The organism is Xanthomonas arboricola pv. juglandis (assembly GCF_001013475.1).
GTDB classification, from domain to species: domain Bacteria; phylum Pseudomonadota; class Gammaproteobacteria; order Xanthomonadales; family Xanthomonadaceae; genus Xanthomonas; species Xanthomonas arboricola.
This window is the reverse complement of the sequence record NZ_JZEF01000004.1, coordinates 401,601-426,710: the sequence shown is the minus strand read 5'-3', so window position 1 is coordinate 426,710 and position 25,110 is coordinate 401,601. Positions and strand designations below refer to the sequence as shown.

Below are 25,110 nucleotides of genomic sequence, written 5' to 3'. Positions count from 1 at the left end.
CATCGCAACAGCGCCAATGCGAGCGCAGGCGTTCGCCCCCACCAGCAAGGCATGCAACGTGATGGCGACAAGCCTTGTGCTGGCCGCAGGCCAGGCTGGAAAACCGCGTTTTTCTAGAGTGTCCTGCCGCTGCGCGCGCTGCGTGCAAGGACGTGGCTGCCATTGGCAGCTGTTGCAGGCGAGCCCGGCTCCTTGGGAGCCTGCAGTCGACCCAAACGCGGCCATGCATTTTCTTGCTCACAAAGCACCACGCATCGCCACGCCGCTCGCGGCAACGGTCGAAGGACTCGACACCGCCGCAGGCCCGTCGCGCAGCTCCGACACCGGAAACGACAACGGCCGTGTGCATCGCTGCACACGGCCGTCCAATGACACGGTTGGAACGGCGCTTCAGCTCACGCCGCACACCTCCCTACCGTCAACCGCACCAGACCCGCGCGTTGCGGAACATGCGCAGCCACGGCGAGTCCTCGCCCCAGTCGGCCGGGTGCCAGCTCAGGTTTGCCGTGCGCGGAGTGCGCTCCGGATGCGGCATCAGGATGGTGGCGCGACCGTCGCTGCTGGTCAGGCCGGTGATGCCGTCCGGCGAGCCGTTCGGATTGAGCGGGTACTGCGATGCCACCGCGCCATCGCCATCGATGAAGCGCAGGGCCACACGGGCAGCCGCCTGATCCACCACGGTGTCGAACTCGGCGCGGCCTTCGCCATGCGCCACCGCCACCGGAATCCGCGAGCCGGCCATGCCGCGCAGGAAGATCGACGGCGACTCCACCACTTCCAGCAAGGCGGTGCGCGCTTCGAACTGCTCGCTGCGATTGCGCAAAAAGCGCGGCCAATGCTCGGCACCGGGAATGATGTCCTTGAGCTGGCTAAGCATCTGGCAGCCGTTGCATACACCCAATGCGAAGGTATCGCTGCGCGCAAAGAACGCGGCGAACGCATCGCGCAAGGCCGAGCGCTCCAGGATCGAGGTGGCCCAGCCGCGGCCGGCACCCAGCACGTCGCCGTAGCTGAAGCCGCCACAGGCGGCAAACCCGGAGAACTGCGCCAGATCCACGCGGCCTTCGATCAGGTCGCTCATGTGCACGTCGAACGCACGGAAACCGGCGCGTTCGAAGTTGTAGGCCATCTCGATCTGCCCGTTGACGCCCTGCTCGCGCAGGATCGCCACCTTGGGCCGCGCACCGGTCGCCACGAAGGGCGCCGCCACGTCTTCGGACGGATCGAACACCAGCTTCGGACGTAATCCCGGCGCCTGGAAGTCGCGCGCCTGCGCGCGCTCCTCGTCGGCGGTTTCCGGGTTGTCGCGCAATTTCTGCATGGCGTGTGTCACCGACCACCAGGCATCGAACAAGGCTTCCCAACGCCACTCGGCCAGCACCCGGCCCTGCCCGCTCACGCGGATGCGCGGCGCGCCGGTGGGGCGTGCGATGCGCTGCGCGCACTCGGTCAGCGCATGCCGCTCGACCAGATCGGCAAACGCGGCGCGATCCTCGCTGGCGATCTGTACCACCGCGCCCAGTTCTTCATTGAACAGGCTGCGGAACGCATCGTCGCCCCAGGCATCGAGGGTGATGTCCAGACCCTGCCGCGAGGCGAACGCCATCTCGCACAGCGCCGCAAACGCACCGCCATCGCTGCGGTCGTGATACGCCAGCAACAGGCCGCTCTCGCGCGCTGCGCGGATCAGTTCAAAGAAGCTGCGCAGCCGCTGCGCATCGTCCAGATCCGGCACCTCGCCGCCGAACGCCGGCAATGCCGCAGCGTCGGCATACACCTGCGCCAGCACCGAGCCGCCCAGGCGCTGCTTGCCGCCACCCAGCCCGATCAACCACAGCTCGCTCTCTTCGTCGCTACGCAACAACGGCGTCAACTGCGTGCGCACATCGCCGACCGGCGCGAATGCACTGATGATCAATGAGACCGGTGAAACGCTCTTGTGGGTTTCACCGGGAATGGGGAATGGGGAATGGGGAATGGTGGAAGCGGAGGGCTGCGGCGTTTTGCCATTCCCGATTCCCGATTCTCCATTCCCGACAACCCACTGCGCCTGCATCGACAGCGAGTCCTTGCCCACCGGCACGCTCAGCTCGAGCGCCGGGCACAGCTCCATGCCGATCGCGCGCACCGCGTCGTACAGCAGCGCGTCCTCGCCGGCGTGACCGGCGGCGGCCATCCAGTTGGCCGACAGCTTGATGCTGTCCAGCGTCTGCACCGGCGCGGCGCACAGGTTGGTGATCGCCTCGCCCACCGCCATGCGCGCCGACGCGGCGGCGTTCAACAACGCCAGCGGGGTGCGCTCGCCGATCGACATCGCCTCGCCGGCGAAGGTGTCGAAGCCGGCCAGGGTGATCGCGCAATCGGCCAGCGGCAGCTGCCACGGCCCGATCATCTGCTCGCGCGCGGTCAGGCCGCCCACGCTGCGGTCGCCGATGGTCACCAGAAAGCTCTTGGACGCCACCGTGGGATGCGCCAGCACGCGCAGGCCGGCCTGCTGCAGGTCCAGCGCGGCGGTCTGCAGCACCGGCCACTGCGGCGCCGGCGGATGCACCGCATCGCGATGCATCTTTGGTGCCTTGCCGAAGAGCACGTCCATCGGCAGGTCGATCGGGAGCGGGGAATCGGGAGTGGGGAATGGGGAATGGCGAGAAGCGACATCGGCAGCCGGCAGCGTGCTGTTGCCATTCCCGATTCCCGAATCCCGATTCCCGTCCCCAAACACGCCATAGCCAACCACCAGCCGCTCCTCGGCCGTGGCCACGCCGACGGCGGCAAACGGGCAGCGTTCGCGCGCGCAGATGGCGGCGAATTCGTCCAGGCGTGCCTGCGGTACGCCCAGCACGTAGCGCTCCTGCGATTCGTTGCACCACAGTTCCAGCGGCGACAGCGAGGGGTCGTCGGTGAGCACGCGGCCCAGGTCGATGATGCCGCCCACGCCGGAGTCGTGCAGCAACTCGGGGATGGCATTGGACAGGCCGCCCGCGCCCACATCGTGGAACCAGCGGATCGGGTTGTCGCTGCCCAGCGCCACGCAGCGGTCGATGACCTCCTGGCAGCGGCGCTCCATCTCCGGGTTTTCGCGCTGTACGCTGGCGAAATCCAGCGCCTCGGCGCTGTCGCCGGCCGCCACCGAGCTGGCTGCACCGCCGCCCAGGCCGATCAGCATCGCCGGGCCGCCCAGCACGATCACCGCATCGCCGGGCTGCAGGCGCAGCTTCTCGACCTGATTGCGATCGATCGCGCCCAGGCCGCCGGCCAGCATGATCGGCTTGTCGTAGGCGCGGGTCAGGCCCTCACCTTCGGCAAGCTCGAAACTGCGGAAATAGCCGAGCAGGTTCGGCCGGCCGAATTCGTTGTTGAACGCGGCGCCGCCGAGCGGGCCGTCAAGCATGATGTCCAGCGCCGGGGCCATGCGCGGGTTCAGCGCGCGCGGCGCCTCCCACGGCTGCGGCAGGGTCGGGATGCGCAGATGCGACACCGTGAACCCGGTCAGCCCGGCCTTGGGCTTGCCGCCGCGGCCGGTGGCGCCTTCGTCGCGGATCTCGCCACCGGCACCGGTGGCGGCACCGGGAAACGGCGCGATCGCGGTCGGGTGGTTATGCGTCTCGACCTTGATCGCAAACGCCGACGGCAGCACTGCCTCGGCGCGGTACTCGCCGCTGGCCGGATCCGGGCGATAGCGCGCGGCCGGCACACCTTCCACCACCGCCGCGTTGTCGCTGTAGGCCGACAAGGTGTGCTGTGGGGTCTGCTGGTGGGTGTGCTTGATCATGCGGAACAGCGAGCGTTCCTGCGGCTTGCCGTCGATGGTCCAGCTGGCATTGAAGATCTTGTGCCGGCAGTGCTCGGAATTGGCCTGGGCGAACATCATCAGCTCGACATCGGCCGGGTCGCGGCCCAGCTCGGCGAAGCGTTCGCGCAGGTAGTCGATCTCGTCCTGCGCCAGCGCGAGGCCGAGGTCGCGGTTGGCCTGTTCCAGCGCCGCCAGCGGCACGCGCTGCAACTGCCCGCGATCGGGCACGTTGAACAGCGCCTCGGCGGCCGCGGCCGAGCCGAGCAGCGACTGCGTCATCGGGTCGTGCAGCAGCTTGGCCACGGCGGCCTGCATCGCTTCGTCGGCCGGCCAGCCGGCCAGATCGATGCGGGTGCCGCGCTCCACGCGCTGGATCGGCTGCCCGGCCCCGCGCACCAGTTCGGTGGCCTTGCTCGACCACGGCGACAAGGTGCCCAGACGCGGCACCACATAGCGCGAGGAGGCATCCTCGGCCCGCGGCGCGGGAGCGGCTTCGGCCTGCAGGATCCGCTGCAAGATGGCCTGGTCGGGCGCTTGCCCGGCCTCGGCGCGGATGAAGTACACGTGCCAGGCGCCGGTGATGCGCAGCGCGGGAACGAGGGTTTGCAGGCGGGTTTCGAGCCGAGCGCGGCGGAACGGCGAAAGGGCGGAAGCGCCCTCGAGGACCATCATGTCCGGGGAACCGTGTCAGAAACGGGGCTGCAGATTGTAACGGAGCTGATGCGTCGGCGCCGGACCCGGCGTGGGTGGGCCGCCGATCCATGCAGTGATCATTCGCACAGCCCGGGCCGGATTCGGCGCGTTCCGGCCGATGCGGCAACGGCGAAGGCGGATGGCGATGCCGGCAGGGATTCACGCGCATGCCCGCGCTTGGGCCGGGTCTCAGCGCGGTGGCAACGTCCGCAGCGCTAGCCACCACCGGTCCACCGCCGCTCTCACCGCATCAACCGTGCAGCCAGCCCGACCCTGAAACGCAAGAGGCCGGAATGCATGCGCACTCCGGCCTCCTGATCGATCACACCGACCGCCGCAGCGGCCGGCATCCCAGCGCCGCTGCCGGATACCTCAGCGGCTGCCGCCGGCAGTGCTGACCGCGCGCTTTTCCAGCGCCTCACGCAGCTGCGCCGGCGGCAGGTAGCCACCGAGCTGGGTGCCGTCCGGCGCAAAGATCGCCGGGGTGCCGTTGACGCCCAGACGCTGGCCCAGCGTGTATTCCATCGACACCGGGTTCTTGCAGTCCTTGGCATTCACCGGCTGCCCGGACTTGGCCGCGGTCAGTGCCTGCTTGCGGTCGGCCGCGCACCACACCGCGATCATTTCCTTGTGGTCCTGGCTGCCCAGGCCCATGCGCGGAAACGCCAGATATTCCACCGCGATCCCCTGCTTGTTGAGCTCGCCGATCTCGCTGTGCAGCTTGCGGCAGTAGCCGCATTCCACGTCGGTGAACACCGTCACGGTGTACTTGGGGTTTGCCGGTGCGAACACGATGCGGTCGGCCTTGGGCACGGTCTCCAGCTGCTTGCGGCGGTAGGCCAGCAGGCCCGGGCTGGCAGCGAACTGCTTGTTCTGGATGTCGAACGGCTGCGCCTGGATCAGGTAACGGCCGTCGTCGCTGACGTACAGCACCTGTCCGCCGACCACCACTTCGCGGAAACCGGGAAACGGCGCGGCGCCGATGTAGTCCGGCTTGAAATCCGGATCCAGCGCCTTGAGCGCGACGCTCACACGCTGGTCCACATTGCCCGCAGCGGCGGGGGCAGCGGCGGCAGCTGGCTTGGCGCCGGCGTTGCTTGCCGCAGGCTGCGAGGATTGCGCGCAGGCGGTAAGGCTGATTGCGCCCAGCAGCGCGGCGATGGCAAGACGATACATTCACGCATCCAGTGGAATGGGGTGCCTGGATTCTCGCACAGCGCAGATGAAGCCAGGCAGCGAGCGGGACGCTTTGTTTGCCGGCCGAGCCGCTGAATGGGCCACGGCGGGCCGCCGCTGCGCCTGCAGCCGCAGTCAGCCGCGCGGATGATGGGCGGCGTGCAGCTTCTGCAGGTGCTGACGCGCCACCAGGGTGTAGATCTGCGTGGTGGACAGCGAGCTGTGACCGAGCAGCATCTGCAGCGCGCGCAGGTCCGCACCGTGGTTGAGCAGATGGGTGGCAAAGCTGTGCCGCAGCCCGTGCGGGCTGACCGTGGCGGGGTCGATCCCGGCCACCGCCGCATAGCGTTTGACCAGCGCCCAGAACTGCTGGCGGCTGGGCGGCTGCCGCGCTGCATCGATGAACAACGGCACCTGCCCGTCCACTGCCGCCACCGCCTTGTGGCTGGCCAGCAGCGGGCGCGCCTGGCTCAGATACCGCTCCAGCCAGTGCTGGGATTCCTCGCCCAGCGGTACCAGCCGCTCCTTGCTGCCCTTGCCTGTGACCCGCAGCACGCCCTGGCGCAGGTTGACCCCCACTGCCGGCAGGTTGACCAGTTCGCTGACGCGCAGGCCGGCCGCATACATCAGCTCGAGCATTGCGCGGTCGCGCAGGCCCAGCGGCGTGTCGATCTCGGGCGCGGCTAACAGCGCCTCGATCTGCGTTTCGGTCAGCGCCTTGGGCAAGCTACGGGGCAACTTTGGTGGGTCGATCAGCGCCGTCGGGTCGTCGCTGCGTACCCCATCGCGCAGGCACAGCGCGTAGAACGCCCGCAGCGTCGACAATAGCCGCGCTGTGCTGCGTGGGGAGTAATTGGCCTGAGAGCGCCAGCGCAGATAGTCGAACAACGCCGCCCGATCGACACCCAGCAGGCCGCCGCCGGCACCGTCGCGCCAGCGCGCCAGCCCTTCCAGGTCGCGCCGGTAACTGTCCAGGGTCTGCCGTGCCACGCCCTGCTCGGCCCATAACCGGTCCAGGAAGCGTTCGATGGCGGCGGCATCGGCGGCCTGCACCGGTGGCAGGTGTTGCGCCAGTTGGCGACGTTCGGCGGGACTGCTGGCTGACATCGCAACAGCATAGAGCGTGACATGCGATTTGCGGCGCGCCGTGTCGGCCAGGCGCGAGATTGGCGGTGCGGCTTGCCTCGACAAGCCACCCACCACATCGCTCCTGCCTCGACGCACAGGCCCGGCCCGGCGCGGGATTGCCGCAGCGCGACGTTGCCCGATCGGCTGCGCCGGCTATGCTCGCGGCATGACCTCGCCCCCTTCACCGCGCAGCGCGCGCCCGCCCGCCCTGGTGGTCTGGCGCCTGCTGGCCCTGTGCTACGACGCCTGGCCGGTCCTGGCGCTATGGATGCTGATCTCCGCCGCGTTCACGCTGGGCTTTACGCTTGCCGGGCACCCGGCCCGCGAAAACATTGCCCCCTTCAGCGGCTGGCAATGGCTGTTGTGGCTGTGCTGCTGGATCGCCGCCGGGGTGTACGCCACCGTCAGCTGGCGACGGGGTGGCCAGACCCTGGGCATGCGCCCGTGGCGGCTGTCGCTGATCGGGCCGCAAGCCACCTGGCGCGCGCTCTGGATCCGCTATGCCGTCGGCACGCTGTCGCTGGCCCTGGCTGGCGCAGGATTCTGGTGGGCCTGGCTGGACCGGGACCGCCTGGCCTGGCACGACCGCGCCAGTGGCACCCGGCTGCAGCGCACGCCCAAACGCTGAAACGACCAGGCCGGCCTCTTGCCGATCTTTACGGCAGGCACCACAGGAGTGCGGCGGTCATGCGATCTACTGACCGCCTACACGCGTGGAGCGGCAACCGCTGCTCAGAACAGGCAGAGCAAGGTTCCGAACACGCTGAACCGACGCATCGGCGTCAGCTACTGCGCCGTCGGAACAGCCATGCCGACACGCCCAGCATCACCATCGGCGGCAGCGCGTAGGCGATGCGGTAATCCAGCTTGAGTGCGCCGGCCATGCGGCCGAAGAACAGCTGCAGCAGCCAAAACCCCAGCGCGAACAGGATGCCCAGGAACAGCCGCTTGCCCAGGCCGCCGCTACGCAGCGAACCGAACGAGAACGGGATTGCCGCCAGGCACAGCGCCAATACGTTGAGCGGATAGAACCAGCGGCTCCAGTACTGGTCTTCGTAGTCGCGTGCGTCCAGGCCGTTGCGGCGGCGGTACTCGATGCTCTGTTCCAGATCGCGCGCGGACAGGTTGCGCGGCTTGGCCAGCCCTGCCGCCAGCGCCGCCGGGCTGAGCTGGGATTGCCACGGCAGCTCGGGGAAGGTTTCGCGCTGCACCGAGCGCTCCTGGAAGGTATCGCGGCGCACCTGGCGCAGCGTCCAGATCCCGTTGCGGTTCTCGGCCAGCGCCGCGTAGGTCAGCTGCTGCATGCGGCCGCTGGCATCGAGGTGGTACAGCCGCACATCGTGCAGGTCCAGCGCGGTGCCGCCGCCATCGAGCAGCTTTTCTTCGCCGCTGAGCGCGTTGAGGAAGGTGTCGCCCTCGCGCGCCCACAGGCCGGAATAGCGCGAGCCGGCCATATTGCTGTTGTAGCGGGCGCTGGTCTTGAGGGTATCGGCCTGGTTCTGTGCCCATGGCCCCACCGTCTCGCCACTGATCACCATGGTGGCGGTCAGCAGCGCCATGGCCGCCACCACCGAGGCCGACATGCGCTTGCGCGACACGCCCAGCGCGCGCAGCGCGGTGAGCTCGGACGTTGCCGCCAGCTGGCCCAGGCCCATCAAGGCGCCGATCACCGCCGCGGTGGGAAACAAGGTGTAGGCCCGGCGCGGCACGGTATAGGCCACATAGGCCACCGCATGGCCAAAGCTGTAGCTGCCCTGGCCGATGCTTTTGGCCTCGCTGGCAAAGGCGTTGACCAGGTCCAGGCCCAGCAGCACCGCCCATGTCAGCAGCACGGTGAACAACACCGCACGCCCGATGTACCAGTCATGCACCCGCGGCATCAGCCTCATGCGCGCACCCTCGGCCGACGCACGCGGCCATCGCGCGCATACGCCCAGATCGCCACCGCCAGCAGCGGCAGGGTCAGCCACCACAGACCGAGCGCGGCCGGCGTCTTGCCATTGGCGATCCACTGGGTGCCGACGATCATCAGATTGGTGCCCACCATGTAAGCCAGGAAGGCCAGCATGATCCGGCCATACCGCTGCTGCCGCGGCGCGCTGCGCGACAGCGGCAGGGTCAGCAGCGCAAAGGCCAGCGCCAGCAGCGGCGGCGCCAGGCGTTCATGCAGCTGCGCGCGCGCGGCCGGGCGCTGGTCCGACAGCAACTGCGTGGTCCACATCACTTCCGGATCGTTGGCATCGTGCACCTGGGTCCGGTCGGGCAAGGCCACATCGTTGCTGGCGAACTTCATCAGGCGGTAGTCCAGGGTATTGCCGGCGGCCGGGCCTTCGATGCGGTAACCGTCCTCCAGGCGCAGATATCGGTCGGCCTTGCCTTCGAAGAACATCGCGCCGCGGTCGGCGGTGACCACATCGATGCGGTCGTCCTTCTGGCGCTGCATGAAGACCTTGCCCAGGCCCTTGCCGTCGGCCGAGATCGTGGTCAGGTAGACCACCCCGCCGCCGGACAGCGGGGTGAACTTGCCCGACTCCAGGCCGGCCATCACGATGCTGCGGTTGGCGTCTTCCAGCATGGTCTCGGCGGTGCGGCTGGCCCAGGGGCCCAGCCACAGCGAGCACAGCCCGATCACCACCACCACCGGCACCACCAGCATCAGCATCGGCCGCAGCAGGCGCCGCGGGCCCACACCGATGGCGGTGATGACGGCCATTTCTGAATCGCGGTACAGCCGCGCCAGTGCCAATAACAGCCCCAGCATCAGCGCCAGCGGCAGAATGATCGGCAGATACGCCACGAATTGCAGGCCTACCTGAGACAGCAGCAAGCGAGCAGGGATGCGGCCATCGGCGATATTGCCGAGGATATCCACCAGCACACCGCCGACGCTGACGACCAGCAGCACGATCAAGGTGGCCAGGAAGCTCTGGGTGAAATCGCTAAGCAGGTATCGATCGAGCTTCGGCATGGGGTGGGCTTGTTTTAAACTCTCGGATTCGTTCGCGGCGGCGCCAGCCTAGTCAGGTTGGCGTAAACAGCCCGCGATTGTACGGATTTGCCTACGGAATCTGATCAATGGCCCTGCAATTCACCCTGAACCAAGACGCGCCGGCAAGCGCCGCCGTCGACTGCATCGTGGTTGGCGTGTTCGCCGACAAGACCCTGTCGCCCGCTGCCCAGGCACTCGATAGCGCCAGCCAGGGCCGTCTGACGGCCCTGGTGGCACGGGGCGATGTGGCTGCCAAGACCGGCAGCACCAGCCTGCTGCACGACCTGCCCGGCGTCGCCGCCCCGCGCGTGCTGGTGGTCGGCCTGGGCGAGGCCGGCAAGTTCGGCGTGGCGCCGTACCTCAAGGCGGTGGGCGACGCGACCCGCGCGCTGAAGACCGGCCCGGTCGGCACCGCCCTGCTCACCCTGACCGAATTGCCGGTCAAGGCGCGCGACAGCGCCTGGAACATCCGCCAGGCCATCATCGTCAGCGACCACGCCGCTTACCGTTACACCGCCACGCTGGGCAAGAAGAAGGTCGACGAGACCGGCCTGACCACGCTGGCGATCGCCGGCGACGACGCCCGCGCACTGGCCGTGGGCGTGGCCACCGCCGAGGGCGTGGAGTTCGCCCGCGAGCTGGGCAACCTGCCGCCGAACTACTGCACACCGGCCTATCTGGCCGAGACCGCCGCCGCGTTCGCCGGCAAGTTCCCCGGCGCCGAGGCCGAGATCCTGGACGAAACACAGATGGAGTCGCTCGGCATGGGCTCGCTGCTGTCGGTGGCGCGTGGCTCGGCCAACCGCCCGCGGCTGATCGTGCTGAAGTGGAACGGCGGAGGCGACGCGCGTCCCTACGTGCTGGTCGGCAAGGGCATCACCTTCGACACCGGCGGCGTCAACCTCAAGACGCAGGGCGGCATCGAGGAAATGAAGTACGACATGTGCGGCGGCGCCAACGTCATCGGCACCTTCGTGGCCACCGTCAAGGCCGAGCTGCCGATCAACCTGGTGGTGGTGGTGCCGGCGGTGGAGAACGCCATCGACGGCAATGCGTACCGCCCCTCCGATGTGATCACCAGCATGTCCGGCAAGACCATCGAGGTCGGCAACACCGACGCCGAAGGCCGCCTGATCCTGTGCGATGCGCTGACCTACGCCGAGCGCTTCAACCCCGAAGCATTGGTGGACGTGGCCACGCTGACCGGCGCCTGCATGGTGGCGCTGGGCCACCAGACCGCCGGCCTGATGAGCAAGCACGACGACCTGGCCAACGAACTGCTGGCCGCCGGCGAGCACGTGTTCGACCGTGCCTGGCGCCTGCCGCTGTGGGACGAGTACCAGGGCCTGCTGGATTCCACCTTCGCCGACGTCTACAACATCGGCGGCCGCTGGGGCGGCGCGATCACCGCCGGCTGCTTCCTGTCGCGCTTCACCGAGAACCAGCGCTGGGCGCATCTGGACATCGCCGGCGTGGCCAGCGACGAAGGCAAGCGCGGCATGGCTACCGGCCGCCCGGTGGGGCTGCTGACCCAGTGGTTGCTGGATCGCGCCGAAGGTGGGAATTGAAAATCGGGAACAGGGAATCGTGAAAGCCCTTTCCTTTCAGGCACCGGCGCGACCTTCGGGGTCGCGGCGGTGCCGTGACCATTCCCAATTCTCCTCTCCCGATTCCCTGCCCTGATGCCGCGTGCCGACTTTTACCTGATCGCCAAACCGCGCTTCCTCAACGAACCGCTGCGGCTGGTCTGCGAGCTCGCGCGCAAGGCCAACGACGCCAACCTGTCCACGCTGATCCTGGCGCGCGACGCCGCGCAGGCCGAGGCATTGGACGACCTGCTGTGGGCATTCGACGACGAGGCCTACATCCCGCACCAGATTGCCGGCACCGACGAGGAAGACGAACTGGCGCCGGTATTGATCGCCGCGCCGGAGTTCGATGCCCCCTCGCGCCCGCTGGTGATCAACCTGCGCGACGACCCCTACCTGGGCGCCTGCGACCGCGTACTGGAAGTCGTCCCGGCCGACCCCGCCGCCCGCGAACCGCTGCGCGAGCGCTGGAAGCAGTACAAGGCCCTGGGCCTGGAACTGACCAAGTACGACATGTGAATCGGGAATGGGGAATCGAGAATTGAACGTCGACTGCCCCGTAGACCTTCACTTTTCAACACACCCGCTTTCCCCATTCCCTATTTCCGACTCTCCATTCCCCGCCTTATGACCACCCTCGCCTCCAGCTACGAACCCTCTTCTTTCGAATCGCGCCTGTACGCGCAGTGGGAGGCGGCCGGTTATTTCGTGCCGTCCGGCAAGGGTGAGCCGTATACCGTGCTGCTGCCGCCGCCGAATGTGACCGGGACGCTGCATATGGGCCATGCGTTCCAGCAGACGCTGATGGATACGTTGGTGCGCTATCACCGCATGCGCGGCTTCGATACGCTGTGGCAGGTGGGCACCGACCATGCCGGCATCGCCACCGAGATGGTGGTGTCGCGCAACCTGGCCCTGGAAGGCAACGGCGAAACGCGCGACTCGCTCGGGCGGGAGGGCTTCATCGCCAAGGTGTGGGAATGGAAGGCCGAGTCCGGCGACACCATCGAGCGCCAGATGCGCCGGCTGGGCACCTCCAGCGACTGGTCGCGCAGCACCTTCACCATGGACCCGCAGCCGTCGGCCGCGGTCAACGAAGCCTTCGTGCGCTGGTACGAGCAGGGCCTGATCTATCGCGGCCAGCGCCTGGTCAACTGGGACCCGGTGCTGAAGACCGCGATCTCCGACCTGGAAGTGGAAAACGTCGAAGAAGACGGCTTCCTGTGGTCGATCCGCTACCCGCTGGCCGACGGCGTGACCTACGAGCACGTCGAGCACGATACCGACGGCGTCGAGACGCTGCGCGAAACCCGCGATTACCTGGTGGTCGCCACCACGCGCCCGGAGACCATGCTGGGCGACACCGCGGTGATGGTGCATCCGGAAGACCCGCGCTACGCCACGCTGCACAGCGCCCGCATCGTGCTGCCGCTGACTGGCCGGCAGGTGCCGGTGATCACCGACGATTATGTCGACCGCGCCTTCGGCACCGGCGTGGTCAAGGTCACGCCTGCGCATGATTTCAACGATTACCAGGTAGGCGTGCGGCATGACCTGCCGCTGATCAACCTGTTCACCGTCACCGCCACCATCAACGAGAATGCGCCGGAGCGTTATCGCGGCCTGGATCGTTATGACGCCCGCAAGCTGGTGCTGTCGGAACTGGAAGACCTGGGCGTATTGGGCGAAACCAAGCCACACAAGCTGCAGGTGCCGCGCGGCGATCGCACCGGCCAGGTGATCGAGCCCTATCTCACCGACCAGTGGTTCGTGAAGATGGACGCGCTGGCCAGGCGCGGCCTGGAACTGGTCGAAAGCGGCCAGGTCAAGTTCGTGCCGCCGAACTGGATCAACACCTATCGCCACTGGATGGAGAACATCCAGGACTGGTGCATCAGCCGTCAGCTGTGGTGGGGCCATCGCATCCCGGCGTGGTTCGACGAGGCAGGCAAGTGCTATGTCGGCCATGACGAAGCCGAGGTGCGCGCGAAACACGGCCTGGGTGCCGACGTCGCGCTGCAACAGGACAGCGACGTGCTGGAAACCTGGTTCTCCTCGCAACTGTGGCCGTTCTCCACGCTGGGCTGGCCGGATGCGAACGCGATGGCCGAGCGCGGCTTCGAACGCTATCTGCCGTCGTCGGTGCTGGTCACCGGCTTCGACATCATCTTCTTCTGGGTGGCGCGCATGATCATGGCCACCGACAGCTTCACCGGCCAGGTGCCGTTCCGCGATGTCTACATCACCGGCCTGATCCGCGATGCGCAGGGCCAGAAGATGTCCAAGTCCAAGGGCAACGTGCTCGATCCGCTGGACATCATCGACGGCATCAGCATCGAAGACCTGGTGGCCAAGCGCACCAACGGGCTGATGCAGCCGCGCATGGCCGAGAAGATCGAAAAAGCCACACGCAAGGAATTCCCGGACGGCATCATCGCCCACGGTGCCGACGCGCTGCGCTTCACCATCGCCGCACTGGCCACGCATGGCCGCGACATCAAGTTCGATCTCGGCCGCGCCGAAGGCTACAAGAACTTCTGCAACAAGCTGTGGAACGCCACGCGCTTTGTGCTGATGAATACGCGCCCCGGGGATCCCGCGGCCGCGGAAGCGACAGACGCGTCGCCACGCGCCCGGGGGACGAACCATGCGGACACCGCCTCGCATCCGGACTCGGGCAAGCATGTGCCGGTCACCGATGCAGAAAAGTGGATCCTGGTGCGGCTGGACAAGGTCAGCGCCGAAGCCGAGGCGCACTACGCCGCCTATCGATTCGACCTGCTGGCGCAATGCCTGTACGAGTTCGCCTGGAACGAGTTCTGCGACTGGTTCCTGGAGCTGACCAAGCCGGCGTTGAACGGCAACGACGCCCGCGCCGCCGACAGCACCCGCCGCACCCTGCTGCAGGTGCTCGAAGCGCTGCTGCGCCTGCTGCACCCGCTCACCCCATTCGTCACCGAAGAACTGTGGCAGCAGGTTGCACCGCGCCTGGGCATCACCGCCGCCACGATCTCGCTGCAGGCATTCCCGCAGGCCGGCGATATCGATACCGCCAGCTACGCCAGCGCAGAGGCCGATGTCGAATGGCTGAAGTCGATGGTGTCGGCACTGCGTCGTGTGCGCAGCGAGTTGAACGTGCCGCCGTCCAAGCAGGTACGCCTGCTGCTGCAGGCCGGCACTGCTGACGATCGCGCCCGTATTGGCCGCTTTGCCTCGCAGCTGTCGTTCCTGCTCAAGCTCGAAGCGATCGACTGGCTTGATGCCGGCCAGGACACCCCGCCGTCGGCCACGGCCATCGTCGGTGAGCTCACCCTGCTGGTGCCGCTGGAAGGCCTGGTCGACATGGATGCCGAACGCACGCGCCTGGACAAGGAAATCAAGCGCGTGGAAGGCGAGATCGGCAAGTGCAATGGCAAGCTGGGCAACGCCACCTTCGTGCAGAACGCGCCGGCCGTGGTGGTTGGGCAGGAACGCGCGCGCCTGAACGACTGGACCACGCAGCTGACCGGCCTGCGCGAACAACGCGCCAAGATCTAGCGCCGCCAACACGCACAACGCCCGCAGTGTTGCGGGCGTTGCGGGAAGCGATGCAACGCTGCACGCATCGCAGCGTTGCGAGTGGAAGACGCCTTACAGCTTACCTGCACCGGCCTTTGCCTTGACGTCTGCAGCCACCTTGTCGGCCGACAGCAGGCTATAGGTATACGGCGGGGTCCAGCCGATGTTGGTATTCCACGAGCAGGTCAGCGCCTCGCCGTTGAGCAGTGAGCCCTGGTCGCGGTACACGCTGCCGCCGTAATCGGCCGCAATCTTGTCGCAGCCGCTCACCCCGCTGATGTCGAACGCATTGTTCTCCGAGAAGATCTTCGACTCCTTGCCCACACCGTGCGCGTGCGAGAACGGATAGACCTTATTGCTGGTGCTGCCGACGTGGTAGTTGTTGTACAGGTGCACCTGGCCGAAACGCACACGCGGTGCGCGCGCGGAGATATTCTCGAACAAGGTGTTGTGGATGGTCACCTTGAGCTTGCCGCTGTCGGTGCTGGAGGCGCTGTCGCTGGAGCCGATCAGGCTGTTCTTCTCGTGCGACTTGAACGCCGAGTAGGAAATGGTGACGAAGTTGGCGCCCTTCTTGACGTCCATCGCACCGTCGTGATGCTGCTTGGGGCGACCGTTGGCAGTGCCGTTCTGATCGTCGGTGCGGCGACCGTCGGTGAAGGTGACATGGTCCACCCACACATTGGTTGCGCCCTCGACCGTGAGGCCGTCGTACTCGGAATTCCAGTTGCCGGCGCTGCCGTCATCCGGATCCCAGACCGGCTCCGGATCCCACGGATTTTCGATGGTGAGGTTGCGGATGATGACGTCGTTGGCCTTGACGTAGAAATAGCCTTCGCGGATCTCCGCGTTGCTGGTGATGCCGATCAGCGTGGTCTTGGTCGGAATGTCCAGGCGCGCGCGGGTCTTCATATCCGAGGTCGCGGTGTACGGCGTGCCCTCGCTGACATCGATGATGCCGCTGATCTTGATGATGCGCCCGTTGCTGCCCACGCTGGCTTTGAGCGCGCTCTTCAGCTCTGCGGCGGTCTTGACCGTATATGATGTTGGCAGCTGCCGCTTTGGAGCCGCCCTTGGTCCCTCCGTTCTGTGTTGCCCAACCGGTGGTTGCAACTTCCAGCGCAGGATCGGCACAGGCAATGCCAACGACCAGCAACAACCCGACAAACAGCGACGCGGCGGCCGCCGTTGAAAATTTCGGCTTCATCTTGATGTCTCCCTCGGATAGGTTCGATGCGCCGCGCGGCGGCACACCCCTCGTCTAGCAGGCGCGGAACATACTTTTCATATATGTAATGTTCAGTTCAGCGACATCGATACTAGGAGCATCGCATTGGCTTGCATCCAGCCGATGCATCGATGTGCACGCGCAGTCACGCAAACGGTTGCGGGACACGCAAGAGAAGACAAAACGCTGCAATCAAGACACGCAGAGACAGGCGTAAGGACACTGCAGCGCAGCATGATCCGCATCGCAATGCAGACGGACACAGGTCCGGCACGGTGTGCCGCCACGATCACATGCCTGCATGTTTTTTTGACGCGTACAGCGGCTGCAATGCGATGGATCGCCATCGTGCGGCGTCGCGCACGTCTGGACGCAATTGATCACGCCGCTGAAAACGTCAAACACAAGATGGCGAAATAATCACCATGTGCATGCAAGCGCGTCATGGCAGATGGCGGCGCGCAGGCGGCCGACTCAAGCGCTGTAATGGAGGAAAAGTGCGGCCTGTTGCGATCGATTGCAGCGATACGCAAGGGCTCGGGTCACGGCGCGCAATGCCTGATTACCTGAGCGTATTTCGTAACGACAAAGCCGCATGCTGCGAACCGAAAGCTCCGGAGCGGTCGTCTGACCGTGACCCAAGAGCAGACTGGCGTCTCCAGGTCGTGAGCCCCCTCAACAGGGCAACCGCGCGGCAGGTATCAGGTGTATGCGCGCGGTTCCGGCAGCACGCGCGAAACCACTCCCATCAGCTACCGCCGATGGCGCTCAGGAAAACCCTTCGAAGGACAACTCGATCGCCATCACCAACGCATCTTCGCGGCCGGTGTTGGAGGGGTAGTAACGTGGGCGCCGCCCGATTTCGTTGAAGCCTTCGGAGTGATACAGCGCGATCGCCGAGGGGTTAGACGGGCGTACTTCCAGAAACGCGCGACGCGCGCCGCGATCGCAGGCACCCTTGATCAGCGCGCGCAACAGCACGCGGCCATGCCCCTGGGATTGCGCCTCCGGTGCGATGCAGACATTGAGCACGTGCGCCTCGTCGGCGGCGATGCTGATCACCCCGTAGCCGATGACCTGCCCGCCCTGCTCCATCACCCAGCCCGGATAGCCGGCCTGCAGGCAGTCGCGAAAGATGCTGCGCGTCCACGGGAACGGATAGGCGCGGTGTTCGATGTCCATGACCACATCCAGATCGCTTTCGCGCATGGCGCGCAGCGAGGTGGGCAGCGGCATGTTCAAGGCGCTCATGCCGGATCCCGACGCCGCCGCAGCGCACGCAGTTGCGGCCACAGCGCGCGCTTGGCTGCCGGATTGCCACGCAACTCGGCCAGCGGCCAGGATGCCATCAAGGCCTGGGTATTCGGATTGCCCGGATTGCAGCCGGAGGCGCGCAGCAATGCCATCTGCAGGCGATCGGGCATACCGACCCGGTTGCGCCGCTGCGGCGCCGTCGAAGACGCAGTCGCGACCGCCTGCGGCGCGTCGGCCGGTGCGACCGGTGCGCTGCGACGCACCCCAGGCGGTGCCGCGGGCGGCGGCGTTGGCGGCGCGCGCTCCACGCGCAGCGGTGCAGCCGCCGGCGCGCGCTCGATCGTCTCGTCAGGCGCCGCCGCCGCGTCCACGCTGTCGCGGTCCAGATACACGGTGTGCCCCAACGCCTGCAGGTACGACACCTGCAAATCGGACCACATCGGCTCGGAGGCCAATTGACTCATGGCAGCTCGGGCGTGCGCCGCCAGCGCCGCCACAGCCACATCACCGGGCCGGACAGCGCATACAGCACGCCGATCACCAGCAGCGAACGGGCCAGATCGATCACCAGCAACGCAATCACCACCGTGGCGATCGCCAGCGCCAGGAACGGCACACGGTCGGCGCGCGGACCACGCGCGCCGCCCTTGAAACTCCAGAACCGGATCCGGCTGACCATCAGCAAGGCCGCTACCACGGTGACCGCAAGCGCCAAGTAACGTAGCTGCTCGCCATCAAAGCCCAGGCTGTCGTCGGCAAACGCCCACACGAAGGACATCATCAGGCCGGCGGCCGCCGGGCTGGCCAGGCCGATGAACCAGCGCTTGTCGACCACGCCCACCTGCGTATTGAAGCGTGCCAGCCGCAGCGCCGCGCAGGCCGCATACAGAAACGCGGCCGACCAGCCGACCCGGCCCATCACGTTGCTGTCGTACTTCAATGCCGACAGCGACCAGTGGTACATCACCAGCGCCGGGGCCATGCCGAAGCTGACCAGATCGGCCAGCGAGTCGTACTGCACGCCGAATTCGCTGCTGGTATTGGTCAGGCGCGCGACCCGGCCGTCCAGCCCGTCCATCACCGCGGCCACGAACACCGCCATGGCGGCCTGGACGAATTGCCCATTGGCGGCGGCGATGATGGCGTAGAAACCGGAAAACAGCCCGGCGGTGGTGAACAGGTTCGGCAGCAGGTAAATCGTGCGCGAGCGCGGGGGCGGTCTCATCTCATCCATCCGGCAAGTGTAGGGCCTGAGGTCCGTCCGGCGGTAGCGCGCTTGCATCGTACGCGCCCGCCCGCGGCGTCACTTGCCAGCGCGGGCCGCGGATGCTGCAATCGCCGCGGGAATCATCCAGGGGAAGCCATATGCACCTGTCGTCCGGGCTTTGCGCCCTGTTGATGCTGGTCAGCGCCGCCGCCGGCGCCACCGATCTATATAAATGGAAGGACGCCAAGGGCGTCACCCACTACACCGAAACCCCGCCACCAACCGGCCAGCGCTACGAAGCGCGCCGGATCGATGCGCGCAGCGGCACCGCCGCCATCGCCGCGCCGGAGGCCGCCACGCCCGAATCGGCCGACTGCCTGACCGCACGCCGCAACCTGGAACTGCTCAGCGGCAAGGGCGAGGTCACCATGGGCGCCGGCGCCGACGGCAAGCCCGGCACCCCGCTGGACCCGGACGCCCGCGCGGCGCAGCGCAATCTCGCCGAAGCGGCGGCCAAGGCCTATTGCAAGCCGACAGCGAGCGGCAATCCGGCCACCTGAGCCGGCCCGGGACCGGCCACCTGCCGGTCCATACGCACGGCCGATCGGCCGGCGCCACTGACCGGCAGGGCGCGAGACTGGCAAACTATGGGCTTTCCGCCCAAGCGAAGCCCGATGCGTCTTTCCCAGTTCCACCTGCACACCACCAAGGAAACCCCGGCCGACGCCGAGCTGGTCAGCCACCGTCTGATGCTGCGCGCGGGCATGATCCGCAAGCTGGCCTCCGGGCTGTACACCTGGTCGCCACTGGGTCTGCGCGTGCTGCGCAAGGTCGAGGCCATCGTGCGCGAGGAGATGAACCGCGCCGGGGCGGTGGAAGTGCTGTTCCCCACCATCCAGCCGCGCGAGCTGTGGGACGCCACCGGCCGTTGGGAGAAGTTCGGCGGGCAGTTGCTCAAGATCAAGGATCGCAAGGAGCAGGAGTTCTGCTATAGCCCGACCGCCGAAGAGGCCGCGGCCGAATTCGCGCGCCAGGAGATCAACAGCTACAAGCAGCTGCCGCTGAACTTCTACCAGATCCAAACCAAGTTCCGCGATGAGATCCGCCCGCGCTTCGGGGTGATGCGTGCACGCGAATTCCTGATGAAGGATGCCTATTCCTTCCATCTCACCGATGCCGACATGGCGCGCGAGTACGACAACATGCGCGCGGCCTATACCCGCATCTTCACCCGGCTGGGGCTGGAATTCCGCGCCGTGCAGGCCGACTCCGGCGCCATCGGCGGCGACGCCTCGCAGGAATTCCACGTCATCGCCGCCTCCGGCGAGGACTCGCTGGCGTTCTCCACCGGCTCCGATTACGCCGCCAACGTGGAAACCGCCAGCGCCGCCCTGCCCGCCCCGCGCGCCGCGGCTGGCGAGGCGATGCGCCAGGTCGCAACGCCCAGCCAGAAGACCTGCGAAGACGTCGCCCAGTTGCTGGGCATCGCGCTGCAGCGCACGGTCAAGTCGGTGGCGGTGATGACCGAAGCCGGCTTCGTGCTGGTGCTGGTACGCGGCGATCACGCCGTCAACGAGATCAAGCTTGGCAAGGTCGCCGGCCTGGCCGGCTACCGCCTGGCCAACGAAACCGAAATCCGCGACCACCTCGGCTGCGAGCCGGGCTTCCTGGGTCCGGTGAATACCGCCCGCCCGGTGCGCGTGGTGGCAGATCGCGATGTCGCGGCGCTGGCCGATTTCGTGGTCGGCGCCAATGTGCCCGGCGCGCACCTGGTGGGCGTCAATTGGGGCCGCGACCTGCCGGAACCGGAAACCGTTGCCGATGTGCGCAACGTCATCGACGGCGAACGCGCGGCCGATGGCGGCGAGCTGCGGCTGGCCCGCGGCATCGAGGTGGGCCATGTGTTCCAGCTCGGCAGCCAGTATGCGCAGGCATTGCAGGCCACCGTGATCGACGAGAACGGCAAGCCCGCAGTGATGAAGATGGGCTGCTACGGCATCGGCATTTCGCGCATCGTGGCCGCGGCGATCGAGCAGAACCATGACGATGCCGGCATCGTCTGGCCCGCGCCGATGGCACCGTGGCAGGTGGTGGTCTGCATCATCAACCCCAAGCAGGATGCGCAGGTGGTTGCCGCCGCTCAGGCATTGCTGGACGAATTAATCGCCGCAGGGATCGAAGCGGCGCTGGACGACCGTGGCCTGCGCCCGGGCGCGATGTTTGCCGATATGGAACTATTGGGTATTCCGCATCGGGTGGTGGTCTCCGAACGTGGATTGGCCGCCGGTACATTTGAATATCGCGCCCGCACTGCAGAGGCAGCAGAAAACCTGGATAAGGCCGGGTTATTCTCCCGCCTGGGTCGTTGATCAAATCACCCGAAACTACTTCAATTGGATGAACACAAGGCGCCGAATTATTTCGGCGCATTTGTCACTTGGGTTTTCTGACATTATGATGGCCAGCGCTGCCACGGACCGGCATTCTTTTCTCTCTCATCTTCCGGAGTAGTGATGTCGATCGATCTTAGCGGCCTGTCGGCCAAGCAATTGGGTGCACTGATCAAAAACGCGAAAAAGCAGCAGACCGTGGTTGCCAAGCGCGCCCCGATTGCCAAGGTTCGCACGCAGCTGACCCGTGCGGCAAAAGCCCAGGGTTATTCCATCGAAGAATTGTTTGGCGCCAGCGCCGGTCCGGGTCGTCCGGCTGCCGCTGCCAAGCCGGGCCCGCGCGCCGGCCGCAAGCTGGGCAAGGTTCCGCCGAAGTATCGCAACCCCGCCAATCCCCAGGAAGCCTGGACCGGCCGCGGCAAGCAGCCGCGCTGGCTGGCCGAACTGACCGCCGCCGGCAAGAAGGTCGAAGACTTTCTGATCAGCAAGGTCAGCGCCAGGAAGACCCCGGCCAAGAAGGCCGCGCCGCGCAAAGCCGCCACCAAGCGCGCGACCAAGAAGCCCAAGGCTGCTTGATTGTTACCAATAAAAAACGCCGGCAGTGCCGGCGTTTTTTATTGCGCGTTTTTCTACCGGTCATAAATTCTTGCGGGCCGGAATCAACAGATTGCCGAACAGCAATCCGGCCATCAAGGCCATCACGATATTGGTCACCGCCAATAGCGCGGCCTGCCCGACACTGACATCCTGTTGCTGTACCAGGGTCAGAAAGCCGCGCAGGCTGACACTGCCCGGAACCAGCATGATGATGCCGGGCAAACGGATCAATGCACCGGGTTTTTGCACCACCCGCCCGAACAGATTACCGGCGGCGGTCAATGCCATGGCCGATGCAAAGACGCCGGCCGGGCCACCCCAGGCATGCCCGGCATAACGCGCGATGACATACCCGGACATGGCCGCCGCCATGATCCATAAATAATCGCGTCGATTGGCCTTGAACAACACCGCAAAGGCATAGGCGGCCACCAGCAGCGAGGCCCACTCCACCCAGCCGGACTGTGGGCGCAATGCGGCCACCTGCGGGTGCAGGCCGAGCACCTGGGTCAGCGTCACCGCGATCACCGCACCGACGGTGAGCTTGAGCACCGTGGTCACCGCACCGGCCAGCCGCGCCGTGCCCGAGACCCAGTGCTGGCTGGCCAGCTCGTTGAAGGCATTGGTCAACGACATGCCGGGCAGCAGCACCACCAGCGAGGCGATGATCACCGTATTGAGGTTCAGTGGCCCGACCAGCGACGCCACCACCGCGGCCACCACCCCGGCCAGCAGGCCGGCCAGCGCCTCGCCGGCCTCCTTGGTCGCCGGCCGCCTGTCGGTGTATTGGGTCAGCAGGCCGATCGACATCCCGATCGCGCCGGCGGTGGCGATATCCAGCCAGGGCAGTTTCCACAGCCCTGCCACGCCGGCAGCGGCCAGCCCGAATGCCAGCACCTGCATGGTCTTGCCGCGCCGATCGACCTCGCGGTCCAGCCGCCGCAGCGCGGTGTGGCCCTGCGCGATGCTCATGCGCCCGTTGGCCACGCCGTCGGCCACGTAATCGGCCACGCTGAGCTTGTAAAGGTCGTTCTCGCCCGGGGCCAGCCGGATCACCCGGGTGATGTCGCTGGAGCCGATGGCCTTGGTCGGGTCGCTGAAGCTCAAAATGATCCCGGTGGGATTGGACCAGGGCTCGCAGTCCAGGCCCAGCTTGTGCGACAGTCCGACCACGGCGGCCTCCAGACGCTGCGCCGTGGTGCCGTAGGAATGCAGGCGTCCGGCGATTTCCGAAACAAAGGCGACGCGCTGGGCATAGGTGGCGCTGGCGGACGGTTGGACGACGGTGGCAGCGGACATGCGTGGCGGGTCGGATCGGAGAAACGCCGTCTGGCGAGGCCGCCAGTGTATGCCGCAGCGCACCTGGCCGGCGCGTCGATTGTCTGTGCCGGGACCGCAGCTGCGAAGCGTCCCCATCATTCGCTCACGCCGGGCGCGGTATGCTGGCGCCACGGACAGGCCACCCATGATCAAAGCGCAACCTCCACGCATCGAACAAGACTCGCAGGATCACGCACAGCTCCGCCTCGCTGGCAGTTGGGTCCTGGCGACCGCATTGCCCCAGGCCGAGCTGCTGCAGGCCGTGCCCGAAGGGGTCCGGCGCATCGACGCGCGCGGCATCGGGCAACTGGACTCGGCCGGGGTGCTGCAGCTGCTGCGCTTCGCCAGCCGCATGGGCCTGAAGGAAGACGCGATCGACTTCCGCGATGAGCACCAGGCGCTGGTGTGCACCATCGAGGAACTCAACGACGAACGCCCCAAGCCCAAACGCGATTACGGCTTCGTCGCCGCGCTGGACCGTCTGGGCCGCACCACCCACGGCGTCGGCCAGGGCATTCTGGAGCTGAACAGTTTTCTGGGCGAGAACCTGGTCAAGATCGCGCGGCTGATCCACGAGCCGCGGCGCTTCCGCCTGACCTCCACCGTGCACCACATGGAGCAGGTCGGCCTGGATGCGGTGCCGCTGGTGGTGCTGCTGTCGTATCTGGTCGGCGCGGTGATCGCGTTCCTGGGCTCGACCATCCTGCGCGACTTCGGCGCGGAGATTTACGTGGTGGAGCTGGTGTCGATCGCCTTTCTGCGCGAGTTCGCGGTGCTGCTGACCGCCATCGTGCTGGCCGGGCGCACCGCCAGCGCGTTTACCGCGCAGATCGGTGCGATGAAATCGCGCGAGGAAGTGGATGCCATCCGCACCCTGGGCCTGGACCCGATCGACCTGCTGGTGATTCCGCGCCTGCTTGCGCTGATCTTCACCCTGCCGCTGCTGACCTTCATCGCGATGATCGCCGGCCTGGCCGGTGGCGTCACCGTGGGCGCGTTCGATCTGGATATCCCGCCGCAGATGTATCTGGCGCGCATGCACGACACCATCCAGCTGCGGCATTTCCTGGTCGGGCTATCCAAGGCGCCGCTGTTTGCGCTGGTGATCGGCTTGATCGGCTGTCTGGAAGGCCTGAAGGTCAGCGGCACCGCGCAGTCGGTTGGCGAACGCACCACCTCCTCGGTGGTGCAGACGATTTCCTTGGTCATCATCCTCGACGCGATCGCCGCGCTGTGGTTCATGAAGATGGGGTGGTGATGAGATCGGGATTCGACATTCGGGATTCGGGATTCGTGCAAGGCAGGAGCGCAGCTGGCGCTTTGACACTCGGGAGAGCCGTGCTGTGACCAATCCCGAATCCCAAATCCCCACTCCCGGCACCGAACCCGAGACCGAGGATGACCAGCTGGCGATCTCGGTGCGCGGGCTGACCAATCGCTTCGGCAGCCAGGTCGTGCACGAGGAGCTGGACCTGGACGTGCGTCGCGGCGAGATCCTGGGCGTGGTCGGCGGCTCGGGCACCGGCAAGTCGGTACTGATGCGCAGCATCCTGGGCCTGCGCGAGCCGGACGCCGGCAGCATCCAGGTGCTGGGGGCGGACGCGCGCTCGGGTCGTTTCGCCGACCGCCAGCACATCACCCGCAATACCGGGGTGCTGTTTCAGGACGGCGCGCTGTTCTCGTCGATGACCGTCGGCGAAAACGTGCAGGTCCCGCTGAAGGAGCATCACGGCGAGTTTCCCGAGCGCTGGTATTTCGAGCTGGCGCTGCTGAAGATCAAGCTGGCCGGCCTGCCGGCCGATGCACTGGACAAGCTGCCCTCGCAGCTGTCCGGCGGCATGCGCAAGCGCGCCGGCCTGGCGCGGGCGCTGGCGCTGGATCCGCCGCTGCTGTTTCTGGACGAGCCCACCGCCGGGCTGGACCCGATCGGCGCGGCCGCCTTCGACCGGTTGATCCGCACCCTGCAGCAGGCGCTGGGCCTGACCGTGTTCCTGATTACCCATGACCTGGATACGCTGTACGCCATCTGCGACCGCATCGCGGTGCTGGCCGATCGCAAGGTGATCGCCAACGCGCCGCTGGCCGAAGTCGAGCAGATCGACCACCCCTGGATCCAGGAATATTTCCACGGTCCGCGCGCCCGCGCCGCGCGCGCGGCCAAGACCGACTCCACCGAGACCGCCTGAGC

Annotated in this window: 19 protein-coding genes and 1 pseudogene; 10 read left to right on the top strand and 10 right to left on the bottom strand. The window is 66.8% G+C overall.

The features are described from left to right. Window positions 1-418: 418 nt before the first annotated feature. The 3 genes from purL to xerD form a co-directional block, all read right to left on the bottom strand. A complete protein-coding gene (gene purL, locus XARJCFBP2528_RS16830) occupies window positions 419-4,465 on the bottom strand; it encodes a phosphoribosylformylglycinamidine synthase (protein ID WP_016902879.1) in 4,047 nt (1,348 codons plus the stop codon). A gap of 393 nt (window positions 4,466-4,858) precedes the next feature. Continuing rightward, window positions 4,859-5,662 (bottom strand): DsbC family protein, encoded by an 804-nt coding sequence (locus XARJCFBP2528_RS16825; protein ID WP_016902881.1) that lies wholly within the window; start codon window positions 5,660-5,662, stop codon window positions 4,859-4,861. A gap of 135 nt (window positions 5,663-5,797) precedes the next feature. After that, the gene (xerD, locus tag XARJCFBP2528_RS16820; protein WP_016902882.1) at window positions 5,798-6,769 is read right to left on the bottom strand and encodes a site-specific tyrosine recombinase XerD; all 972 of its coding nucleotides are present in this window, start codon (window positions 6,767-6,769) and stop codon (window positions 5,798-5,800) included. Between the two features lie 187 nt (window positions 6,770-6,956). On the opposite strand from xerD, the gene XARJCFBP2528_RS16815 reads away from it, so the two are divergent. Further along, a complete protein-coding gene (locus XARJCFBP2528_RS16815) occupies window positions 6,957-7,418 on the top strand; it encodes an RDD family protein (protein ID WP_016902883.1) in 462 nt (153 codons plus the stop codon). A gap of 154 nt (window positions 7,419-7,572) precedes the next feature. Here XARJCFBP2528_RS16815 and lptG read toward each other — a convergent pair whose 3' ends face one another. Further along, window positions 7,573-8,679, bottom strand: a complete 1,107-nt coding sequence (lptG, locus tag XARJCFBP2528_RS16810) for an LPS export ABC transporter permease LptG (protein ID WP_016902884.1) — start codon at window positions 8,677-8,679, stop codon at window positions 7,573-7,575. Then, on the bottom strand, window positions 8,676-9,758 hold the full coding sequence (gene lptF, locus XARJCFBP2528_RS16805) for an LPS export ABC transporter permease LptF (RefSeq protein WP_039814671.1): 1,083 nt from the start codon (window positions 9,756-9,758) through the stop codon (window positions 8,676-8,678). Before lptF ends, lptG begins: the two co-directional genes overlap by 4 nt. A 107-nt stretch (window positions 9,759-9,865) precedes the next feature. Here lptF and XARJCFBP2528_RS16800 point away from each other — a divergent pair, with 107 nt between their 5' ends. From XARJCFBP2528_RS16800 to XARJCFBP2528_RS16790, 3 genes are all read left to right on the top strand, one after another. Further along, window positions 9,866-11,347 (top strand): leucyl aminopeptidase, encoded by a 1,482-nt coding sequence (locus XARJCFBP2528_RS16800; protein WP_016902886.1) that lies wholly within the window; start codon window positions 9,866-9,868, stop codon window positions 11,345-11,347. Between the two features lie 114 nt (window positions 11,348-11,461). Next, complete coding sequence (locus tag XARJCFBP2528_RS16795) at window positions 11,462-11,887, top strand: DNA polymerase III subunit chi (protein ID WP_016902887.1); 426 nt, start codon at window positions 11,462-11,464, stop codon at window positions 11,885-11,887. Between the two features lie 108 nt (window positions 11,888-11,995). Continuing rightward, a complete protein-coding gene (locus tag XARJCFBP2528_RS16790) occupies window positions 11,996-14,905 on the top strand; it encodes a valine--tRNA ligase (protein WP_016902888.1) in 2,910 nt (969 codons plus the stop codon). Between the two features lie 93 nt (window positions 14,906-14,998). Here XARJCFBP2528_RS16790 and XARJCFBP2528_RS16785 read toward each other — a convergent pair. Then, window positions 14,999-16,133 (bottom strand): annotated as a pseudogene (locus XARJCFBP2528_RS16785) (pectate lyase family protein). A 255-nt stretch (window positions 16,134-16,388) separates the two neighbouring features. Between XARJCFBP2528_RS16785 and XARJCFBP2528_RS23740 the strand changes: the two are divergent. After that, the gene (locus tag XARJCFBP2528_RS23740) at window positions 16,389-16,574 is read left to right on the top strand and encodes a hypothetical protein (RefSeq protein WP_126750558.1); all 186 of its coding nucleotides are present in this window, start codon (window positions 16,389-16,391) and stop codon (window positions 16,572-16,574) included. Between the two features lie 348 nt (window positions 16,575-16,922). Here XARJCFBP2528_RS23740 and rimI read toward each other — a convergent pair whose 3' ends face one another. From rimI to pssA, 3 genes are read right to left on the bottom strand one after another with little or no spacing between them, the layout of a single operon-like run. Beyond that, window positions 16,923-17,405, bottom strand: a complete 483-nt coding sequence (rimI, locus tag XARJCFBP2528_RS16780) for a ribosomal protein S18-alanine N-acetyltransferase (protein ID WP_016902890.1) — start codon at window positions 17,403-17,405, stop codon at window positions 16,923-16,925. Further along, window positions 17,402-17,872, bottom strand: coding sequence for an alanine acetyltransferase (locus XARJCFBP2528_RS16775; protein WP_026064413.1), 471 nt, complete (start codon window positions 17,870-17,872; stop codon window positions 17,402-17,404). Before XARJCFBP2528_RS16775 ends, rimI begins: the two co-directional genes overlap by 4 nt. Continuing rightward, window positions 17,869-18,642, bottom strand: coding sequence for a CDP-diacylglycerol--serine O-phosphatidyltransferase (gene pssA, locus XARJCFBP2528_RS16770; protein WP_016902892.1), 774 nt, complete (start codon window positions 18,640-18,642; stop codon window positions 17,869-17,871). Before pssA ends, XARJCFBP2528_RS16775 begins: the two co-directional genes overlap by 4 nt. A gap of 131 nt (window positions 18,643-18,773) precedes the next feature. Between pssA and XARJCFBP2528_RS16765 the strand changes: the two genes are divergently transcribed. From XARJCFBP2528_RS16765 to XARJCFBP2528_RS16755, 3 genes are all read left to right on the top strand, one after another. Continuing rightward, entirely contained in the window at window positions 18,774-19,175 is a 402-nt protein-coding gene (locus tag XARJCFBP2528_RS16765; protein WP_016902893.1) for a DUF4124 domain-containing protein, read from the top strand. A 114-nt stretch (window positions 19,176-19,289) separates the two neighbouring features. Then, window positions 19,290-20,984 (top strand): proline--tRNA ligase, encoded by a 1,695-nt coding sequence (locus tag XARJCFBP2528_RS16760; RefSeq protein WP_016902894.1) that lies wholly within the window; start codon window positions 19,290-19,292, stop codon window positions 20,982-20,984. A gap of 144 nt (window positions 20,985-21,128) precedes the next feature. Next, window positions 21,129-21,581: an H-NS histone family protein gene (locus tag XARJCFBP2528_RS16755; protein WP_016902895.1), complete on the top strand. Its 453-nt coding sequence runs from the start codon at window positions 21,129-21,131 to the stop codon at window positions 21,579-21,581. 60 nt (window positions 21,582-21,641) lie between these two features. On the opposite strand, the gene XARJCFBP2528_RS16750 is transcribed toward XARJCFBP2528_RS16755, so the two are convergent. Further along, complete coding sequence (locus XARJCFBP2528_RS16750) at window positions 21,642-22,901, bottom strand: threonine/serine exporter family protein (RefSeq protein WP_016903960.1); 1,260 nt, start codon at window positions 22,899-22,901, stop codon at window positions 21,642-21,644. 49 nt (window positions 22,902-22,950) lie between these two features. Here XARJCFBP2528_RS16750 and XARJCFBP2528_RS16745 point away from each other — a divergent pair, with 49 nt between their 5' ends. Together XARJCFBP2528_RS16745 and XARJCFBP2528_RS16740 are read left to right on the top strand one after the other, a co-directional pair. Further along, window positions 22,951-24,180, top strand: coding sequence for an MlaE family ABC transporter permease (locus tag XARJCFBP2528_RS16745; protein WP_026064688.1), 1,230 nt, complete (start codon window positions 22,951-22,953; stop codon window positions 24,178-24,180). A gap of 85 nt (window positions 24,181-24,265) precedes the next feature. After that, entirely contained in the window at window positions 24,266-25,108 is an 843-nt protein-coding gene (locus XARJCFBP2528_RS16740; RefSeq protein WP_016903958.1) for an ABC transporter ATP-binding protein, read from the top strand. The last annotated feature ends 2 nt before the right edge of the window (window positions 25,109-25,110 follow it).

What these genes read in the sequence shown, in the direction of transcription:
- purL (WP_016902879.1), bottom strand. Translation starts at nt 4,465, where the DNA reads ATGATGGTCCTCGAGGGCGCTTCCGCCCTTTCGCCGTTCCGCCGCGCT.
- XARJCFBP2528_RS16825 (WP_016902881.1), bottom strand. Translation starts at nt 5,662, where the DNA reads ATGTATCGTCTTGCCATCGCCGCGCTGCTGGGCGCAATCAGCCTTACC.
- xerD (WP_016902882.1), bottom strand. Translation starts at nt 6,769, where the DNA reads ATGTCAGCCAGCAGTCCCGCCGAACGTCGCCAACTGGCGCAACACCTG.
- XARJCFBP2528_RS16815 (WP_016902883.1), top strand. Translation starts at nt 6,957, where the DNA reads ATGACCTCGCCCCCTTCACCGCGCAGCGCGCGCCCGCCCGCCCTGGTG.
- lptG (WP_016902884.1), bottom strand. Translation starts at nt 8,679, where the DNA reads ATGAGGCTGATGCCGCGGGTGCATGACTGGTACATCGGGCGTGCGGTG.
- lptF (WP_039814671.1), bottom strand. Translation starts at nt 9,758, where the DNA reads ATGCCGAAGCTCGATCGATACCTGCTTAGCGATTTCACCCAGAGCTTC.
- XARJCFBP2528_RS16800 (WP_016902886.1), top strand. Translation starts at nt 9,866, where the DNA reads ATGGCCCTGCAATTCACCCTGAACCAAGACGCGCCGGCAAGCGCCGCC.
- XARJCFBP2528_RS16795 (WP_016902887.1), top strand. Translation starts at nt 11,462, where the DNA reads ATGCCGCGTGCCGACTTTTACCTGATCGCCAAACCGCGCTTCCTCAAC.
- XARJCFBP2528_RS16790 (WP_016902888.1), top strand. Translation starts at nt 11,996, where the DNA reads ATGACCACCCTCGCCTCCAGCTACGAACCCTCTTCTTTCGAATCGCGC.
- XARJCFBP2528_RS23740 (WP_126750558.1), top strand. Translation starts at nt 16,389, where the DNA reads ATGATCCGCATCGCAATGCAGACGGACACAGGTCCGGCACGGTGTGCC.
- rimI (WP_016902890.1), bottom strand. Translation starts at nt 17,405, where the DNA reads ATGAGCGCCTTGAACATGCCGCTGCCCACCTCGCTGCGCGCCATGCGC.
- XARJCFBP2528_RS16775 (WP_026064413.1), bottom strand. Translation starts at nt 17,872, where the DNA reads ATGAGTCAATTGGCCTCCGAGCCGATGTGGTCCGATTTGCAGGTGTCG.
- pssA (WP_016902892.1), bottom strand. Translation starts at nt 18,642, where the DNA reads ATGGATGAGATGAGACCGCCCCCGCGCTCGCGCACGATTTACCTGCTG.
- XARJCFBP2528_RS16765 (WP_016902893.1), top strand. Translation starts at nt 18,774, where the DNA reads ATGCACCTGTCGTCCGGGCTTTGCGCCCTGTTGATGCTGGTCAGCGCC.
- XARJCFBP2528_RS16760 (WP_016902894.1), top strand. Translation starts at nt 19,290, where the DNA reads ATGCGTCTTTCCCAGTTCCACCTGCACACCACCAAGGAAACCCCGGCC.
- XARJCFBP2528_RS16755 (WP_016902895.1), top strand. Translation starts at nt 21,129, where the DNA reads ATGTCGATCGATCTTAGCGGCCTGTCGGCCAAGCAATTGGGTGCACTG.
- XARJCFBP2528_RS16750 (WP_016903960.1), bottom strand. Translation starts at nt 22,901, where the DNA reads ATGTCCGCTGCCACCGTCGTCCAACCGTCCGCCAGCGCCACCTATGCC.
- XARJCFBP2528_RS16745 (WP_026064688.1), top strand. Translation starts at nt 22,951, where the DNA reads ATGCCGCAGCGCACCTGGCCGGCGCGTCGATTGTCTGTGCCGGGACCG.